Origin of the sequence: Ancylobacter radicis, assembly GCF_018449475.1 — a bacterium.
Taxonomy (GTDB): domain Bacteria; phylum Pseudomonadota; class Alphaproteobacteria; order Rhizobiales; family Xanthobacteraceae; genus Ancylobacter; species Ancylobacter radicis.
Genome location: NZ_JAHCQH010000014.1, coordinates 110,384 through 126,418, shown reverse-complemented (window position 1 = coordinate 126,418; position 16,035 = coordinate 110,384). Strand labels below are relative to the sequence as shown.

Here is a 16,035-nt window from a genome sequence, read left to right as displayed (position 1 = left end):
CATCTTCCGCTTCCGACCTTTAGCCACGCTGATCTCCCACCATTTCCTCGCCTGCCGCCTGCTGCCGTCTGTCCGGCCCTTCACGCGTTGGCGGCCATTCCGACGGGAGAAACCTTCCCGTCGCTGCCTTCGGCCGGCCGGCGATGGGCCTGGCCGGATAGAGGATCGCCCGAAGCGGGTAGCCGGCCTCGTCGGCCACGGCCTCCCAGGCTCTCCAAGCCGGTGTGTTGATCTCCACCAGCACGCCGCCCGAGAAATTCGGCGAGAGGGCTGCTCGCAGAGCCGCCACGGCGGGGCTGTCAGGCGCCCTCGGCACCGTGCTGGTCTGGAAGTTCTCGAAAAGCCGCCGGGACAGGTAGGTGCTGGGATCGGCCAGCTTTCGCCGCTCTGCCTTGCACGCCGTCCGGTAGGGCGCCACGGAGGAGATTGCGGCCACCCTCTGCGCCTCGGAGAGCTTTGCCCAATGGCGCAATGGCGTGGTCAGGCTGGCCGTCGGTGGGGGAGCGTATTCCCGGATGAACTTCTGGTACTGCGGGTCGTCCTTTCCCAGCTTCTCGGATTCTTCACCAACCGCCCCCTTGGGGGCTATGGGGGTATTTGTTCTCTTTTCCGTATTTGGTTCTTCTATATGCACAGCCTGAAAAGCCGCGCGCGGCAAAGCCGGTTGTGGGTGGTGTTTAAGTGCGGGATGAGCCACAACCGGATTTTCAGGCTGTGGCTCGCTCGGCTGGTCGGCCTCAGACACGCTATCGCTTGTGTCGGCAGGCTCGTCGTACACCACATAGTCGATGCCGTTGAACGCCCGGGTAACGGGATCACGCGTCCGTTCTCGTTTTATCCACCCGGCATCAACCAGCTCGGCGACCACCCGCTGGGTCTTGTCGCGACCGATGCGGAAGCGCTCGGAGAGGTGTGAAAGCTCCACGTTCCAGTCGGCCGGCCGGGAGCGCAGATAGCACAACACGCCCATCGCCTCGGCGGACAGGCGGTCATCGTCCAACACGGTGTTAGGGAGCACTGTGAAGTTGCGGTTGTAGCGGCGGCGGATGATCACGACTGCCGCCCCGCTTCAATTATTTCGCATTCTATGAAGGCACCACAGCGCACCCGGCCGGTGAAGCCGCACTCACGGCACCCGTGGCCCTTCGTCGTCTCCATGTCGTAGGAGGTGTATTCGGGCGCCTCAAAGCAGCCCGTGCATGGCTGTGACCAGTGCACCAGCTCGGTGAGCGAGCCATCGATGATGGCATAGGAGCGGCGACGGTCGACGCGGCGGCCCGCCAAGGCGTCGGCTTGCTCCCACGACGCCGGCGCCTCGTGGTAATGGATGCGCCCGGCATCGTCGATTGTGTAGCCGTGCCGGATGATGATGCTCCCGCTCATGCTGCGGCACTCCCTTGGAGATACCGCTCGGCCAGCGCCCGTATGCGGCTGCCGTCCGAAATAACCGGGACGACGCTCTTGCCCGGGTCGACGATGCCCTGTGCCTGGCTGGCCTTGAGGCCGAGCATGCTGACAATCAGGGGATCGGAACCGCCGTTGGCATGGAGGAAGATCGCGGTGACCTGATCTTCCTGACCGGGACGGTCGAGCCGCCCTATGACCTGTTCGTGGACCTTAGGCGACCAGTCGAGCTCGCCGAACACCACATGGCTGCACCGGCGCTGCAAGCCATCCAGCCCTGCGCCTGAGCGCAGAGAGATCATCATCAGGTTGGTGTCGCCGTTGATGAACGCGGCCTTGGCGCGATCCTTCTGCGCAGGCGTCTCGGTTCCGGTGTAGAGGACCGGGTTGAACGACCCGAGCTCTTGGCCCCAGATGTCGTAAACCTCCCGATGCCAGCCGGCGAGAAGGACAGGATGGCCCGCCTCCAGAAGCAGCCGCACATAGGCCGCCACCGCCTTGGCCTTTGAGAGCCCGGTGACCATGCGCGCCATGATGTCGAGCTCGCGCGCCGCTTGCCCTCGTTCGGAGAAGGACCCGCTGATGACCGTGCCCGCCAGCATACGCATCAGCGAGAGGGAATCGGCCTCAACCTCAAGGTCATAGTCGACCTCGATGGGCAGCGTATTCACGTTGCCCCCGGCACGCTCCCGCCGCAGCACGAGCTGGATTTCGCGCAGGTAGGTTCCTAGCGCGTCAGGATCCTTGACGATGGCCTTCCCGGTGCCGTGGCTGCACCACTCGCGGTCGAAGTCCTCGAATGTCCCCAGCGCGCCGGGCTCGATCGCCTCGACGACATGGAACATCTCGGTTCCGTAGTTGTAGACGGGCGTCGCCGTCAGGCCGATGCGCACCTTGGCGTTCGCCGTGAAGACCTCGGCCGCATGCCCCTTGGCCGTGGTCGGGCCGGTGCGCAGCTCCTGGACCTCGTCATAGACGACAGCCTTGAACTTCCCTTGGGCGGCGACATCGACCCATCCGGCGATGTTGGAATAGGCGAAGATGTAGAGGTCCGCCACCGGCAGTTCATACGGCGCGGTGCTCTTGATGATGTGGGAGCGGAGCGTCGTAAACTTTTCGACGTACTCCTTCTGCCACTGGGTACGTAGATGGGGCTGCACCACGATGGCGGCCGGCAGGTTCAGGCCGTCCGTCAGTGCACCTAGCGCCGTGACCGTCTTGCCGAGGCCGACATCGTCCAGGAGGAGCAGTCGGTCGAGCTTGCGGATCACTTCCACCGCTTCGGCCTGATAGCGATACATCTCTCGGCCCGGACGGAAACCGACATTGGACGGCGGCTGCCAGTCGGGAACGAAAATCGCCTCGACCTCACTACGCTGGCGCGTGAACGCCTCACTGCCCATGGCCAAGCGTCGGCGATCGTCCTCCCGCATCTCCATGGGGTAGCGATGCAGGAACCACTCCAGATCCGTCGCGATGCTCACCGAATCGGGAAAGGTGAAGGGCCCCGCGCTCCATTTCGGAACGGCCGGGAACATCGCCTTGAGCTTGATGGCGACATGCGGGTCGAGGCCGCTCATCACCCAGCGGCTGCCGTCATGGTGAAGGGTGCCGTACATCTTCACAGCCACGCCCTCCCGAGGTTGAGCACGGCGGTCGGCTTGCCTTCCATATCCTCGGGAAAGCCCATGGCGACATTGGTAATCAGCAGGAGACCTTCGACGGCCTCATGCGCCGCGTACCGCTTGCACTGGCGATAGATCGCCCGGCGCTGGCCCTTGATCTTCACCTCGACCGCGATCCCGTCGACCATGAAGTCGACGACGTCACCGGGACCTAGAACGTGCTCGCGCGTGAATGCCCGCCCACCGCCGTCAAGATGCTCCTGCATCGCGGCCTGCAGCTTCTTCTCGTCATTGAGCGGGAAGCGAACCATGCCGAAGAACTGCTTCAGCTCCGCCAGTTTCTGGGTGGCACCGGTCACGCCTCGCCCTCCCCGCTCGCCAGCAGGTCCAGCACCGTGCCGATGGGAGTAAGCGGCCTGCCCTCTTCATCGCGTGAAAGGCCATGCCGCAGCACGTCAGGGGCCGCCCCATGCTGCAGAGCGATGGAAGTGACCACCGCGGCGTCGCGGGCGTTCAGTTCGACGTCAGTGCCCGCCTTCGGCCCGCAGATGAACACCTCTCCCAGCCGGCCGTCGTCGTAGAAGCCAAGGGAGGCCGTATAGGTCACGCCGCGCGCCTCGAAATCGAAGCTCTCACAGGCGCGGCGGGTGGGGAGAAGCTCGCGCGTCACAGGCCGCACCCCGCTTCACAGACCATGAGCATGCCCTGGCCGGCTTCTTCGTCGGTGCGGAGGTCGACCTCATCGAGCGGCTTGAGAGAGCGGTGGACGAACAGGGCACCGGTGGAGGTTCCGCGTTCATTGCGGATGAAGCCGCCGCGGATCAGGGCGTCGATCTGGACAGCTGCCTGAAAGGCCTCGGGATCCGCTTCGCGCAGGCGCCGCCACTCGCCGTTCGTCCGATAGGGACAGAACATGCACGCGCTCTTGGGGGGGACAGGATAATCGCGTCGCCGCAGCCATTCTTCACAGTCGCCGCGCGACATCCGCGCTTCGAGCAATGGGTAGCGATTGACGATCCACGCCTCAAACGAGGGACCGGCGCGCACAACTTCATCTGTGCTGATGCCGATCCACATTTCAACAGAAGCGGCGGGGATGCGTTGGCGGGGTTTGAAGCCTAACCGGCTGCGAACCTCCCGGTTGATAGGGTCAATCTTGTAATGCCCGGTGCATTGCCGGCGAATAGGGGCGGCGGCGCCATCGCGGCCCACGGCGAAGAAGGGAGCCGTGGGCGATCGACCACCGGGGCCCGACGAGCTCCCGGCAATCTGCTCGCGCATATCGTGGATGATATTTCCCGCCGTGACGATGATGATCGGCAGGTGCTGGACCTGCGGCAGCGACAGCCATTTCACATGTTCATAGACCGCCACCGGCTCCGCGCCGGTATCGGCAAAGATCACGAGGTCCGGCGCTGGAAGTTCGCCATGGGCAACCATGAGAAGCAGCGTCGTGGACTGGATGCCCGCGCCGAGCGACAGCACGCGCAGCTTCGCCCCCTCGACAGGACCCCACGACCAGCCGCCGCGACGGACGCGCGGTGCTTTGGGAGACGGCGGAGGAGTAAGTGTGAAATCAGTCACGCCGGCACTCCGTCGAACTTTGCAACCTCATTGCCCCAGACAGCCCAGCCGGGCCGGCTCTCCCGCGAGAACACCGACACGCGCCGCGCTTCCGGCCACGCGGCCTCGCAGCGGGCGTAGAACTCATCCGGCTTGCGGGAGTGCTCGCGCGCCAGCCCGTCGAGAGAATCAGCCTCGAGCGTCTCAACGAGGTTCGGGAAGCCCGCACCTTTCCAGCGTGAACCGGGAAGCCGGGCAATGATGTAGGGCTCGTGCACCGAGCGGGCGGAATAGCCCGTGCCCCAGCGCAGCTTGCCGCTGGCCGTGCGCTTCGCCCAGCCGCCGCCGGTGACCGGCTGCAAGCCCCAGCCGCGGATCACCTCGACATGGGCGCCCGTCGCCACCAACGGCCAGGTGCACCACATGATGCACACGCCGCCCGGCGCCAACAAATTGCCCACCGGCAGGGCCGCGATGTCGGCCAGCGACATGGTGATGTACTGCGCCTGTGCCGACTTCTCGGCCCCCTTGGCCGAATACAGGTCGAAGTTCCAGGGCGGGTCGATCTCGGCGAGGTCGTAGCCGAACATGGCGAGCGGAGAAAACGGCCAGTTCATCGCCGCTCCTCGCTGGTGATAGTGGCTTTCAGGGCGCTCAACTGACCGGCGAGGTCGTCATCGCGCGCCTGAAGCCCCTCGATCTTGCGCACGGCGTGCAGAACTGTGGTGTGGTCGCGCCCACCAAAGCGCCGGCCGATTTCCGGGAGGGAATGCAGCGTGAGCGTCTTCGCCAGATACATCGCGATCTGCCGCGGCTTCACCACATTGGCGGTCCGGCGCTGGGAGAGGATGTCATCCCGCGACACATGGAAATGGTGCGCGACGGCGCGCTGCACCTCATCGATCCTCACCCGTCGCGGGGTGTTGTTTTGCAGGTTGTCGTGCAGCACCCGCTCGGCTTCTTCCAGCGTCAGGGGGCATCCCAGCTGCGCATGAGCAAACAGCCGGTTGACCGCCGCTTCAATGTCCCGGCCGCTGCGACCACAACGCTGGGCAACCAGCTCGACAATGGCGCCCTCTATCGCGAAAGCAGGATCCTGCACCTTGAGAGCGTCAACCCTCGCCGCGAGGATGTCGCGCGCGAGAGCCGCATCGAACACGTCGATTTCGGCCACCAGCCCGCCGCCAAGGCGCGAGAGCGTCCGGCTGTCAAAGCCTTCGAGGTCGGCGGGGGGCCTGTCCGCGCTGATAACGACCTGCCGGCCGAACTCCATCAGCGCCGTGAGCAGATAGCTGAAATCAGCCAATACGAGCTTGCCGCGCACCTCCTGCACATCATCGACCAGAAGCAGGTCCACCTCACGCAAGGCCCGGCGGAATTGGTTGGTGGAGCCGTCTTTCAACGACGCCAGATAGCCGTGCACGAAACGCCCCCCGGTGAGATGCAGGACGCGCTGCCCGCCGGCCGCATTGGCGATCGCCTGCAACAGCCGGCTCTTGCCCAGGCCAGGACGGCCATGGATGAACAGCGGGTTGAACACCGGCGCCCGATAGGAATTGGCCACCTGCTGCGCAGCCGCGAACGCAAGTCGATTGGAATCACCCACACAGCAGGTCGCGAATGTCCATGCCGGGTCCACCGGGCTGCCCAGCGCCGCGGCCTCGATCGGCAATGTCTGGGCAACGGGCTCAGCCGCGCGCGGAAGCGAGGGCGCGACCGGAGAGGCAACGTGAACCACTGGCGCATCCGCACGCCGCTCAACCATCGCCGACCGGACGACGATCTGCACCTCGGCATCCGGCGCCACCGTGCTCCAAAGCTCCGTCAGGCGGTCCAGATAGTGCTGGGTGATCCATGCCCGGAGGAACCGGGTTGGCACGGACAGCCGCACGATGCGGCCATGGACGGAATGGAACCGCAGGCGAGGGAACCAGCTCTCATAGATGTCCGCGCCGACAAGAGCTTTCAGTTGCTCGCGTAGACCGGTCCATGCGCTCTCGTCAATCATCACACGGCACCTCAATGCTGGAGAAAGGCCACGCGGCGGCGGCTCTGCCAGCACAGCGCGCAGGTGGAACAGGAATCGGTCTTGCCGACCTGCTGCGGGCACAGCACCGCATTGGCCGGGACCTGTCGGGGATGCTCGACAGTGACGGTCGAGCACTCATCGATCGGCGCGTTGGAAAAGCGGATGGCGAAGCGGGACCACTGCGCCAGCACCAGGTGCACCAGCGCCGCGGCAATCGGATCATTCCGGCCATCAATGCGCGCGGTGAAGCCAAACACATGCAGCGCAGGGAACCGGGCGAGGAACGATGCCCACAGGTCGACATACCCGACCGAATAGAAGTCCCCGAGCACATGAAGGCGCACAGCAAAGCCCGCCGGGTGGCGGGACTGAAGGATGGCCAGCTCGTGGCCCAGCCGATCTTCAAGCCCCTGCCCCACCCTTACTCGCTTGGCGAGGTGCATGGCGTTGCCGTAGCAGGAGCGCCAATGCCGGCAGCTATCGGGACATGTCGCCCGCTCCTCGAGGGTGAGCGTGTAGACCGGGAAGCCGGCCCATCTCCCCTTCTGAATCCTGCTGCCGATCTTCCAGTGGTTCGCGCCGGAGACCAGAACGTTCAGCAGGCCATCAACCGGCACAACCGTCGCCGGGTAGATGGTGCGCGCCTCGGTCAAGGCGGGGTGATCCACCGGTGGCATGGTGGCCGGGCGCTCGGTCGCGATCTTCGGCTCAAAGCGCGCACGGGCACCTCGCGGCTGCCGCTTGCGGACAAGGCCGTGCTTCTGGCGCAGCTGGTAGACACGCTGCTTGGAGAGGCCGAACCTCTCGGCGATCTCCGCATCCTTCATCTGCGCCGCCACGGCCGCGCGCAGTTCGGCTTCCGTCAGCTTGGGCTGGCGCCCGCGCGGAAACGCCAGCACGTCACCCGATCGGTCCAGAGGGTTCAGCAGGTTGGGGAGAACGCGGCCAGTCATGCGGAACGCCCCTCCGGCATCGGCCGCTCGAGCCAGCGCACGCGCGGCAGAGAGATGCGGCTGCCGTCACCGCGCTCCTTGACGATGGTCCCCTCGCCTTCCGAAATCTCCGGGCGGCGGGCGCGGTCAATGGGGCGGCCATGGATGGCGCGACGCGCCTTCACCTGCGCGGCGCGCTTGGCGGCATAGGTCGGGTCGAGCAGCCGGGACACGCGGTCACGCGAAACGCCGAGAACCCGGGCGATCCTGCCGACCGGGTCCCCTGAGGCGTGCATCGCCAAGGCCTGTGCGCGCCAGTCCATCGGGCGTCAGCTCAGCATGCCCAATGCCTGCATGTAGAGGTCCACGATGGCCTCATGCTCGGCGCGCTGGTCGGCGTCCTGCCGGCGCAGCTTCAGGATCTCCTTCAGCGCATTCACGTCGAAGCCGGTGCCCTTGGCCTCGGCGAAGACATCCTTGATGTCCTCGGCGACGGTCTTCTTCTCCTCCTCAAGACGCTCGATGCGCTCGATGAAGGATTGGAGTTGCTCCTTGGCGAAGCCGGCGGCGGCATCGGACAGCGGCTGGTCGTTGGGAATGTCGTTCGCGTCGGACATGGTTGGTTTCCGGTTGTGAGGATTAGTCGGCGAAGAGGTCCGCCACCGGCTTGGCCGGCTTCTCGGCGGGCTTGTGCGGCTTCAGCTCCGTCGCCAGCAGGGCGGCGGTCAGCTTCACCAGGTCGCGCGCCACATCGGCGCGCACGCCATGCGCCTGCTTCAGGCGCTCGTACTCGGCGATCATGTCCCTCCGCTGCTTCGCCAGCTTCCGCCGACGCACCTCGGTCGGCGGGGGAACAGGATCAGCCGTGCGGCGGTAGAGCCGAGGCATGGTCGCCTACCGGACCAGGCGCACGCCCGCCTTCTTGGCGGCGCACGTCTGACGGAGTTCGCCGGCGACCTGCACCATCTCGGCGGTCTTGCGGTCGATCACCTCGGCTTCGGTGGGAGTCACCACGCCATCGGCCTTGGCGGCGATCACTTCCTTGGTCAGCTCAACCAGCTTGCCCATCAGCTTGTTATGGCCGCTCGCGATGCTGCTCGTGCAGTCGGGCGAAGGGTCGCTGTCCGCCAACGTGCGCCCGTTCAGTTCCGCCATCACCTGGGTGACGAACGGCATCTCGCAGTCGGCCTCGAGCGACAGCACGGCCGTGATCGGGATCACGTCATTGTCCTTCGGGCTGTACCAGCGCTGAATGGTCGAGCTGCTCACGCGGGCCATGTCGGCGGCGCGCTCCACCCCGCCGCAGGCCTTCACAAGATCACGCGTCGCCGCCTTGATCCGGTGGAACCAGACATCGGAAACAGCACGCTCGCTCATGTCATCCTCGCAAAAGTCAAGAGTTCTCACGCGGGAAAACGACGTGCGTTTTCCCGGAGGGGGAAAGGTCAGTCAGGTGCGATAGTCTTCCCGTCAGATCACGGCGGAGGCCGGGTCAACGGGAAACGGCACTGTCCAAGTCCAACAGAACGCCACAGCTTGAGGAGAGCCCAGATGAGCCCTATCGAAACCGCCTTGCTCGGCGAGCATGCCGCGCAGTCGGCCGTGCTGGTAATGACGTTGCAGCTTTTCGCGCAGGCCTGCGTCCCAGCCGAGCAGCGCGACGATGTGCTCAGAAAGCTGGAAGAAGCCGGGTATGAGGCCGTTCGCATGCTGCCGATACCGGGCATCAGCGCAACCGATCTTACGGTCGTGCGAGAGCATGCGATGATCCGTGTAAGCGACATCATTTCGGCCGTCTCTCAATCAATCCGAAATGCTGGCGATGCCCAGGCTTGAGCGCATCAACAGCCCCGCGCACCGCGTCGGCGTCCGGCCGGGCGCGCTTCACGATCTGGGCAGCAATCTGCTGCAAGAGGGGGGGGAGAGATGGGAGGGTAGCCGTCATGCGGCGTCTCCCTGTGCGGTGTCGCAAGCAGCAAGAGCGTCTTGCGCCTCTTGGCGCTCAGCCTCGGCAAGCGCAAGCGAAAGGATGAAGTCGACCAGCACGGCTGACGAGCGAGATTTGTGCGGGCTGCGGCCGTCTTTCTCAACGGCCGTCAGCTCAACCCATCCACCCCCATCCAATAATGTGCGCCGCTCAACCAAGGTAAGCGGCCCAATGAAATGTCTGCGCATCAGCGCGCGGATCAGGCTCGCCTGGCTCATGCCGGCTCCCCTACCGCGCTGAAATTGTTCGCCCAGTCATCACGACGCTCCTGGTCGCTGGCGCGAGGCAGCAACGCCTCCGCCGTGAGCGGCAAGCGGTTTTCACGAGCATAGGCCAGCAGCGCGTTGTGATGGCGCTGGGGGATCGTGCCACCCGTACCGCCCTTTTCCCGCGGCTGCTGCCAGCGGTAGGGAGCGGTGTAGGCGGTGCCGGTGATCTTGCTGACGACCTTTTCGCCGCCAAGCAGTTCGATGACAGAGCTAGCAGGTTCCATAGCCTCGAACTTCTGATTTTCCGAAATTTCTGTCAAGTGCGATTTCGGAAATTCGCAATAGCCTTCCTTTCTGTTTTCCAGAAAATAGCGACATGAGCATTGACCTCGACTGGATCGTTGCCGGCCTCGCCAAGCCGGGCAAAACCAAGGGCGGCCTTGCGGCGGCCCTTGGGCGAAGCGCGTCAGCGGTCACAGCGATGCTGGCAGGCCAGCGGCAACTGAAGGCGCGGGAGATCCCGGTCATCGCGGCCTATCTTGAGGTCGATCCACCTGGTGCTCAGGGCGACCTGATCAAGGTGCCTTCTCAGAGCCTGGTGCCGGTGAGGGTACAGGGGGCGGTCGAAGCGGGATCGTGGCGCGAGGTCGACGCGTTCGACGACGTCCAGGATGAGATGACCTATGACACGCGGGATTTGGAATTCCCGCACGCCCGCCTCATGGCGAATGATATTGCCGGCGATTCCATGAACGACCTCAAGCCCCGCCCCATCCTGCCGGGCGACCGGGTCATCAGCGTCGTCTTCGAAGATCTGCGGGGGCGCGTGCCACTACGCGACGGCATGGTGCTGATCATCGAACAGCGCACGGCTGGCGGGGACATGCGCGAACGGTCAATCAAGCAGCTGGAGCTTTTCGAGGACCACTACGAGTTCCACCCGCGCTCAACGAATGCGAAGCACAAGCCGATCGTCGTCGACCGGGACTTCACGGCCGACGACGGGCGGACGGTAGAGGTGATCGGCCTTGTCCGGAAAGTGATGAACACCATTCCGATATCGTGAGAGCCCAAACGAACGGCGGCGGCCTACCGCAGCCTCTAATGGCTCTGGCGGTGGGCCCTCACCTCGTCCTCGATCTGGGTCACAAGAGCGTCAAGCTCCCCTTCCTCGAACACTTCTGGTCCATTCGGGGCCCTCTCAAGAATTGCAATGGCAGTTCGATAAGCATCATGCAGAGAGGGGTCACTCGGCGCGCCTACGATGAAGTGCGGCTTGAAGTCTTCCGCCCGGCCGTCGGCGACGACAGCTGATAGGTGCCCCAACCATTCACGGGCCTTACTCTTTATGCCGTCGGCATCCACCAGATCGAAGGACAGCGGCTCATAGACGTGCCATTTGCCATTCTTCCAAGCGTGCTTGAAGAAAATGGCATCCAGACCACCTTGAATCGACTTCTCTTGGAGGCATTGGGCGAGATCGCGCTCCTCCAGCCTCTGACGAACAGGTCGCCAAACGTCCTCATCCGTCTTCCGATCACGAGCATGCGTGTCATAGCGGGCGACAAATCGTTCGAAGATGCGGTCTAGGGTAGCGTCGAGATCCTTCGTCACCCCCGTTCCGCAGTCCGACCACTGCAGGGAGCTGCTGTCCAAAGGTAGGGCCCGCCGAGCTATGTCACCAGCATTCACCAAGCTGCTGAACATGCCGGCATCCTGCTCGCGCTTCGCAATCTGCTGCAACGCTCGGCGGGTCGAGGCCATGGCCGACATGAACGCAGCTCTGTCCAGGTCGGGGAAAACCCCCTTTAGGCGCCCCATCGTTCGGCGCACTTTGAAACGGACCTGGCCACCCGAGGGGGCGAAAACGACAACCCCGACATTTACGAACTCGCCCGTCAGTACGTCATGGACGTAGCGAAGCAGCGTGTAGCTATATGGCAACTTGTCTGTCATGCCAGCACCCGCCTGACTTCCTCGAGAACCGCATCGATGTTGTCGCGCGCGCCCTTTATCAGTTCAATGGAGGCCGCAACAGACTCCTTCGCATCGTGCCACTCTGCGGGGATGGCAGCCTCATAGTCCGCGATCTGCGCGTCAGACAAGCGCCCCCACGCATCGCGGATGCCCTCAAAATCAATCTCTCTCCGCCGAAGGCCATCGCGGAAAATATGATTCCCGTTGTGTTCCAACGTTCTGAGGCTCCCAGGCTGCCACGGCGGCCGCCAGCCGATCACCAACTGGTGTGAAAAAGCGAGTTCGTGATCGAAGATCCTCACCTGATCTCCGCGCACCAGGCAATTCGGGTTCTCCGTTCGCCTATCTGGGTTCTGGATAACGGCGTCAAAAACAAAGATGCCCGCAGCCACAGGCAGCATTATGTCGGTGATCCAGCTTCCCGGCCCCCATATGCCGAACTGACCGACCAGCGTCCGCGATCCAAATGCCACAGGCGAACTGCGTAAAATGGCGGACTGGCGAGCCTCATCCTGAATAGTCAGGGCCCACTCCCTGTCCACATCGATCAGAAATGGCTCGGGCACGGGAAGCCCTAGGTCGCCTGCTAGGCAGGCGCCCAGCACTTCGCGCGCCAAGTTTATATTCCCTTGGTCGCATCCCGCGGAAAACTTTGCTACAACTTCAATTCGTTCATCGTCATCTGCTTCACAAGTTACAAACGACGGCTTTGTTCGCCCATTCTTAGCTGCTAGATCGAACTGAACAGGAATAATCCGTCTTAGCACGCCCCGGCCCTTCGCTACTAATTCCCCAGCGAAAGGTAACAACAGGTTGCCAAGAGTCGAGTCTTGAGGCGGCCACGTCTGAAACTATGTAGCCTCCAGCACCCCGTCCGGCACCTCCCCATAGCTGGCGATCAGCACCGGCGCATCGGCATCATCGGATTCCGGGTCGACCTCGCGGGAGAACGCGATAGCGCCCTTCTTGATCAGGCTCATGCGCCTCGCCACACGGTCGGCATCCTCGGCCGTCCGCACCTCCATCGCCTGGCCCGGCTTTAGCGCGCCGCGCTTGCCAGCCTCAAAGGGCTGCACCACGAAGAACGTCTTCTTCGGCATCTCTGTCTCCTGTCGTTGATGGCTGCCGCTACGTCTGTGCCAGATCAGGCACCCGCAGCTTTGCCACGGCCGCGATCACGCCAATGGGGCTCTCGCAAACCCCGCAGATGAAGTTCTGGCGCCGCAGAAATGCACTCTCCAGCAGTTCCTCGATGTCGGTCGGGGCATCGTCTGCCCGCGGCACGTCGAGGATCCTCTTGCACTCCGTGACACACTGCTCGCAGCGCAGATGAAGGCGGAACCGCGCGGCGACGACGCCACTTCCGTTGGACTGCATGACCAGACACCCTGACTAGAATGTTCTTGTTCTGTTCTTATCGTGAGGCGAGGTAGCCCTATTGTCGAGTCGAATCGGTTAACAGTCACAAATTTCTGTTTTTCCGAATTTCATGTGTTGACACGTTTCTGATTTTCCGAAATGCTTCATCCCATCAGCGCTCCTGCTGATGCGCCCGGCGGGTCTCCTGCCCCCCCCCAGCCCCCAAGGCCTGCCGGGCGCGCCAATTCTGATGGAGCTTGCCATGGCCCTTCCCAACGGCGTCCCGCCCCGCCCGTGCCGCTCTCCCGAGATCAAGGAAGCTGCGGTCGATGACATCCTGAAGGATGTGATGGAATGGCTGAAGGCGGACCAGGCAGAGGCCGAAGGCGTCCGCAAGCTGCTGATCCTTTGCGCAGATGATGATGCCTACCGGTTTGCCCGCAATCTCGAGTCCCGGTTCTGGGACGCGGATGCCGACCTGGTCGAAATCCTCAGCGGCTATGACGAATACAGCGCCACCCGCGCGGCTGTTATCAAATGGGTCGCGGCTTACGGCATCACCGTGCCCTTCTCGGCCGGCGATGTGGTCACCTATCAGTGCGCCGAGGGCGAGAAGACCGGCCGCATCGTCGATGTCTATCCCGGGACGGCGCAGATCATCATCCAGCCGCTGAAGCCCGAAGAAGCCATCGAACACCACTTCGGCGACAAGGGCGGTTGGGTCATCGCGTTTGAGCGTGCGCGCCTGGCGACCGAGCCGGCCCTCGCCTCCTGAAACTCTGGCCGCTGCGTACTGCGCGCCCGGCCGGGTCGCTCCTCCCCAATCCCAAGTCGACCCGGCCGTCTTCTCTTTCGAGGCCCGTTCCATGTCCATCGACGAGATCCTGCGAGCACTGGACGTGCAGATTGGCTCCCGCCTTCGTCAGGCGCGGACAGCCGCAAAGCTGAGCCAGCGCAAGCTCGGCGCCTGTGCTGGCCTGACCAAAGATCAGGTCCGTCGCTACGAGCTGGGCGAGAACCGCCTCTCCGCCGGCGTGATGATGGTCTTCGCCGAGGTCCTGGGCGTCTCAACCGACTGGATGCTTACCGGGAAGATGCCCTCCCCCGCGATCGTCGACGTCCACGCCCAGCGCGCGGCCGCCATCATTCAGCAGATGCCCCCGGGAGCCCCTCGCATTGGCGCGGTCCGCGCCGTCGAGAGCGTGTCCCGAGCCTTCATCTAGGAGCGCACCATGTCGTCCACCACGTCCCTAGCCGCGCCCGCCCTGTGTCACGCCGTGGTCAAACGGTCCGTCGTCATCGCCGGGCACAAGACCAGCGTGTCGCTGGAAGACGAATTCTGGGCCGCGCTCAAGAGCATCGCCACTGCCGAGAAGCGGACGGTCTCCGACCTGGTCGCCCAGATCGACAACATGCGGGCCAACGCCAATCTCTCCTCGGCGCTCCGCCTTCATGTGCTGCGGCACCTGCAGAACGGAGGTGCCCGGTGAACACCGCCCTCAATCTCGCGCCGGCCTCGCTCGCCGATACGCATGAATATCAGGTGGCTGGCGAACTCGATGCCCTGGCCGACACCTATGCGCGGCTGATCAAGCCGCAGGAGGACAACCTCGAGAAGCTGCGCGCTCTCGTGGCTCGCTTGCGCAACGAGGCAAACGCCTTCCGGCGCCGCGGCTTTGATCACCATGCGCCTCCCTCGGAGGCGTCCCATGTCGGCTAGGTCGAAGAAAGGCCGTGTGGCCCGGCGCAATCGCTGGCTGCGCGCGGAAGCCACCCGCGAAGTGCTGGTGGAACGCTTCCCTCGCACCTTCATGCCCAAGGGCGAACGAAAGATCCCGCTCAAGGTAGGCATCTATCAGGACTTGCGCATCGCCGCGCCCGATCTATCGGCCCGCAAGATGGCCGATGCGCTGCACGATTACACCACGGGCCGCACCTATCTGCGCGCCCTCGTCGCCGGCGCCCACCGCATCGACCTCGATGGATGGCCCGAAGGTGTCGTCACTACCGAGGAAGCCGTGATCGCCGCGCAGACCCTGCGCGACATCGACGCCCGCAACTCCCCGAGGGAGGCTCCCCATGCTGCAAGCGTTGCTTGAGGAATCCGCCGCCCTTGGCGCGCTCGGGCTGTTCCTGGCCGCCGTCGGCGTCTGGTCCGGTGTGTTCACGGGGGCGCTGTGATGTCCCTCTCCTCCGCGGTCTGGACGCTGCTGATCTGGCTGGCCGTCGGCGCCACCTTCTTCGTTCTCGGCTTCGTCTGTGGCCGGCGCTCATGCGCACAGGACGATTTCCCCGATCCCCACGCCGCCCCCTACGGCGATCACCCCGGAAAGGTGCCCCATGCGTAAGGCGCTTCTGGCCCTCGCGTGCCTCTCCTCCCTGCCGGCGGCCGCCCATCAGGCGCCCGGTGGTTGGTCCTATGACATGGCCTGCTGCTCCGGCCAGGACTGCCGGCCGGTCGAGCCCGGCGAGGTCACGGCCTCGCCCAATGGCTACGAAGTCGCGCCCACCGGGGAGGTGGTGCCGTTCAACTCACCGAAGGTCCGGCCGTCAGGCGATGGCGCCATGCATCGCTGCATGCATGGCGGTGTCACCACGGCGCCGACCATCTGCATCTATGTGCCGGGAGGGGTGTGACATGTCGAACACCGACACCCTCGCCCTCGCGCTGCTCGTGCTGGTCGTTGCCATGGCCGTCACCGCGATCGGCCTGGCCGCTTACGACGCGCGAGCCAATCGCCGGGCGCGGCTCCAGACCTCCCGCTATTTCGAGGCCGTGAGCCGGGAATCGACGGCGCTGATCCAGATCATCGACGGCATCGATCGCGGCGAGCGGCCGGATGTCCTGCGGGCCATCGCCATGGACGCGGTCTACCCGTACCGCTTCCCCCTCGACGGCGAGCGGCAGGACAACACTCTGCACCAGTTTGCGACGCGGGAGGCCTGAGCC

29 protein-coding genes are annotated in these 16,035 nt (G+C 64.4%); 10 read left to right on the top strand and 19 right to left on the bottom strand.

Annotated elements, in window-relative coordinates:
* Window positions 1-19: 19 nt before the first annotated feature.
* The 13 genes from KIP89_RS03785 to KIP89_RS03725 form a co-directional block, all read right to left on the bottom strand.
* Entirely contained in the window at window positions 20-1,054 is a 1,035-nt protein-coding gene (locus KIP89_RS03785) for a helix-turn-helix domain-containing protein (protein ID WP_213754080.1), read from the bottom strand.
* Entirely contained in the window at window positions 1,051-1,383 is a 333-nt protein-coding gene (locus KIP89_RS03780; protein ID WP_213754079.1) for a hypothetical protein, read from the bottom strand. Before KIP89_RS03780 ends, KIP89_RS03785 begins: the two co-directional genes overlap by 4 nt.
* Window positions 1,380-3,035, bottom strand: a complete 1,656-nt coding sequence (locus tag KIP89_RS03775; RefSeq protein WP_213754078.1) for an SNF2-related protein — start codon at window positions 3,033-3,035, stop codon at window positions 1,380-1,382. Before KIP89_RS03775 ends, KIP89_RS03780 begins: the two co-directional genes overlap by 4 nt.
* The gene (locus KIP89_RS03770; protein WP_213754077.1) at window positions 3,026-3,388 is read right to left on the bottom strand and encodes a hypothetical protein; all 363 of its coding nucleotides are present in this window, start codon (window positions 3,386-3,388) and stop codon (window positions 3,026-3,028) included. The genes KIP89_RS03775 and KIP89_RS03770 overlap by 10 nt, the downstream gene beginning before the upstream one ends.
* Window positions 3,385-3,699 carry a hypothetical protein gene (locus KIP89_RS03765; RefSeq protein ID WP_213754076.1) on the bottom strand — a complete coding sequence of 105 codons (315 nt, stop codon included), beginning with the start codon at window positions 3,697-3,699 and terminating at the stop codon, window positions 3,385-3,387. Before KIP89_RS03765 ends, KIP89_RS03770 begins: the two co-directional genes overlap by 4 nt.
* Window positions 3,696-4,613, bottom strand: coding sequence for an adenine nucleotide alpha hydrolase family protein (locus KIP89_RS03760; RefSeq protein ID WP_369807040.1), 918 nt, complete (start codon window positions 4,611-4,613; stop codon window positions 3,696-3,698). Before KIP89_RS03760 ends, KIP89_RS03765 begins: the two co-directional genes overlap by 4 nt.
* Window positions 4,610-5,209: an MT-A70 family methyltransferase gene (locus KIP89_RS03755; protein ID WP_213754075.1), complete on the bottom strand. Its 600-nt coding sequence runs from the start codon at window positions 5,207-5,209 to the stop codon at window positions 4,610-4,612. Before KIP89_RS03755 ends, KIP89_RS03760 begins: the two co-directional genes overlap by 4 nt.
* The gene (gene dnaA / locus KIP89_RS03750) at window positions 5,206-6,600 is read right to left on the bottom strand and encodes a chromosomal replication initiator protein DnaA (protein WP_213754074.1); all 1,395 of its coding nucleotides are present in this window, start codon (window positions 6,598-6,600) and stop codon (window positions 5,206-5,208) included. Before dnaA ends, KIP89_RS03755 begins: the two co-directional genes overlap by 4 nt.
* 11 nt (window positions 6,601-6,611) lie before the next feature.
* Window positions 6,612-7,574, bottom strand: coding sequence for a helix-turn-helix domain-containing protein (locus KIP89_RS03745; RefSeq protein WP_213754073.1), 963 nt, complete (start codon window positions 7,572-7,574; stop codon window positions 6,612-6,614).
* Window positions 7,571-7,876 (bottom strand): helix-turn-helix domain-containing protein, encoded by a 306-nt coding sequence (locus tag KIP89_RS03740; protein WP_256441418.1) that lies wholly within the window; start codon window positions 7,874-7,876, stop codon window positions 7,571-7,573. Before KIP89_RS03740 ends, KIP89_RS03745 begins: the two co-directional genes overlap by 4 nt.
* A 6-nt stretch (window positions 7,877-7,882) precedes the next feature.
* Window positions 7,883-8,170 (bottom strand): DUF2312 domain-containing protein, encoded by a 288-nt coding sequence (locus KIP89_RS03735; protein ID WP_213754071.1) that lies wholly within the window; start codon window positions 8,168-8,170, stop codon window positions 7,883-7,885.
* A 22-nt stretch (window positions 8,171-8,192) separates the two neighbouring features.
* The gene (locus tag KIP89_RS03730; protein ID WP_213754070.1) at window positions 8,193-8,354 is read right to left on the bottom strand and encodes a hypothetical protein; all 162 of its coding nucleotides are present in this window, start codon (window positions 8,352-8,354) and stop codon (window positions 8,193-8,195) included.
* A gap of 93 nt (window positions 8,355-8,447) precedes the next feature.
* Window positions 8,448-8,930, bottom strand: a complete 483-nt coding sequence (locus KIP89_RS03725) for a phage regulatory CII family protein (protein ID WP_213754069.1) — start codon at window positions 8,928-8,930, stop codon at window positions 8,448-8,450.
* Between the two features lie 174 nt (window positions 8,931-9,104).
* On the opposite strand from KIP89_RS03725, the gene KIP89_RS03720 reads away from it, so the two are divergent.
* Window positions 9,105-9,389, top strand: a complete 285-nt coding sequence (locus KIP89_RS03720) for a hypothetical protein (protein ID WP_213754068.1) — start codon at window positions 9,105-9,107, stop codon at window positions 9,387-9,389.
* Window positions 9,390-9,494: 105 nt separating this feature from the next.
* On the opposite strand, the gene KIP89_RS03715 is transcribed toward KIP89_RS03720, so the two are convergent.
* Together KIP89_RS03715 and KIP89_RS03710 are read right to left on the bottom strand one after the other, a co-directional pair.
* Window positions 9,495-9,758: a hypothetical protein gene (locus tag KIP89_RS03715; protein WP_213754067.1), complete on the bottom strand. Its 264-nt coding sequence runs from the start codon at window positions 9,756-9,758 to the stop codon at window positions 9,495-9,497.
* A complete protein-coding gene (locus KIP89_RS03710) occupies window positions 9,755-10,069 on the bottom strand; it encodes a hypothetical protein (RefSeq protein ID WP_213754066.1) in 315 nt (104 codons plus the stop codon). Before KIP89_RS03710 ends, KIP89_RS03715 begins: the two co-directional genes overlap by 4 nt.
* A 56-nt stretch (window positions 10,070-10,125) precedes the next feature.
* Here KIP89_RS03710 and KIP89_RS03705 point away from each other — a divergent pair, with 56 nt between their 5' ends.
* Entirely contained in the window at window positions 10,126-10,815 is a 690-nt protein-coding gene (locus KIP89_RS03705) for a LexA family protein (protein ID WP_213754065.1), read from the top strand.
* A 35-nt stretch (window positions 10,816-10,850) separates the two neighbouring features.
* Here KIP89_RS03705 and KIP89_RS03700 read toward each other — a convergent pair whose 3' ends face one another.
* The 4 genes from KIP89_RS03700 to KIP89_RS03685 form a co-directional block, all read right to left on the bottom strand.
* A complete protein-coding gene (locus KIP89_RS03700) occupies window positions 10,851-11,705 on the bottom strand; it encodes a DUF3037 domain-containing protein (protein WP_213754064.1) in 855 nt (284 codons plus the stop codon).
* A complete protein-coding gene (locus tag KIP89_RS03695; protein ID WP_369807039.1) occupies window positions 11,702-12,493 on the bottom strand; it encodes a HipA family kinase in 792 nt (263 codons plus the stop codon). Before KIP89_RS03695 ends, KIP89_RS03700 begins: the two co-directional genes overlap by 4 nt.
* 84 nt (window positions 12,494-12,577) lie before the next feature.
* Window positions 12,578-12,826 (bottom strand): hypothetical protein, encoded by a 249-nt coding sequence (locus KIP89_RS03690; protein ID WP_213754062.1) that lies wholly within the window; start codon window positions 12,824-12,826, stop codon window positions 12,578-12,580.
* 28 nt (window positions 12,827-12,854) lie between these two features.
* Window positions 12,855-13,103, bottom strand: coding sequence for a hypothetical protein (locus tag KIP89_RS03685; protein WP_213754061.1), 249 nt, complete (start codon window positions 13,101-13,103; stop codon window positions 12,855-12,857).
* A 244-nt stretch (window positions 13,104-13,347) separates the two neighbouring features.
* Here KIP89_RS03685 and KIP89_RS03680 point away from each other — a divergent pair, with 244 nt between their 5' ends.
* The 8 genes from KIP89_RS03680 (at window position 13,348) to KIP89_RS03645 (ending at window position 16,032) form a co-directional block, all read left to right on the top strand.
* Window positions 13,348-13,860, top strand: a complete 513-nt coding sequence (locus KIP89_RS03680) for a hypothetical protein (RefSeq protein WP_213754060.1) — start codon at window positions 13,348-13,350, stop codon at window positions 13,858-13,860.
* Window positions 13,861-13,951: 91 nt separating this feature from the next.
* Window positions 13,952-14,308 carry a helix-turn-helix domain-containing protein gene (locus KIP89_RS03675; RefSeq protein ID WP_213754059.1) on the top strand — a complete coding sequence of 119 codons (357 nt, stop codon included), beginning with the start codon at window positions 13,952-13,954 and terminating at the stop codon, window positions 14,306-14,308.
* Between the two features lie 9 nt (window positions 14,309-14,317).
* Window positions 14,318-14,575 carry a ribbon-helix-helix domain-containing protein gene (locus KIP89_RS03670; RefSeq protein WP_250152179.1) on the top strand — a complete coding sequence of 86 codons (258 nt, stop codon included), beginning with the start codon at window positions 14,318-14,320 and terminating at the stop codon, window positions 14,573-14,575.
* Window positions 14,572-14,805 carry a hypothetical protein gene (locus tag KIP89_RS03665; RefSeq protein ID WP_213754058.1) on the top strand — a complete coding sequence of 78 codons (234 nt, stop codon included), beginning with the start codon at window positions 14,572-14,574 and terminating at the stop codon, window positions 14,803-14,805. The genes KIP89_RS03670 and KIP89_RS03665 overlap by 4 nt, the downstream gene beginning before the upstream one ends.
* On the top strand, window positions 14,795-15,184 hold the full coding sequence (locus KIP89_RS03660) for a ProQ/FINO family protein (protein ID WP_213754057.1): 390 nt from the start codon (window positions 14,795-14,797) through the stop codon (window positions 15,182-15,184). Before KIP89_RS03665 ends, KIP89_RS03660 begins: the two co-directional genes overlap by 11 nt.
* Window positions 15,185-15,265: 81 nt before the next feature.
* Window positions 15,266-15,433: a hypothetical protein gene (locus KIP89_RS03655; protein ID WP_213754056.1), complete on the top strand. Its 168-nt coding sequence runs from the start codon at window positions 15,266-15,268 to the stop codon at window positions 15,431-15,433.
* Entirely contained in the window at window positions 15,426-15,722 is a 297-nt protein-coding gene (locus KIP89_RS03650) for a hypothetical protein (RefSeq protein WP_213754055.1), read from the top strand. The genes KIP89_RS03655 and KIP89_RS03650 overlap by 8 nt, the downstream gene beginning before the upstream one ends.
* Before the next feature lies 1 nt (window position 15,723).
* Window positions 15,724-16,032, top strand: coding sequence for a hypothetical protein (locus tag KIP89_RS03645; RefSeq protein ID WP_213754054.1), 309 nt, complete (start codon window positions 15,724-15,726; stop codon window positions 16,030-16,032).
* Window positions 16,033-16,035: the final 3 nt, after the last annotated feature.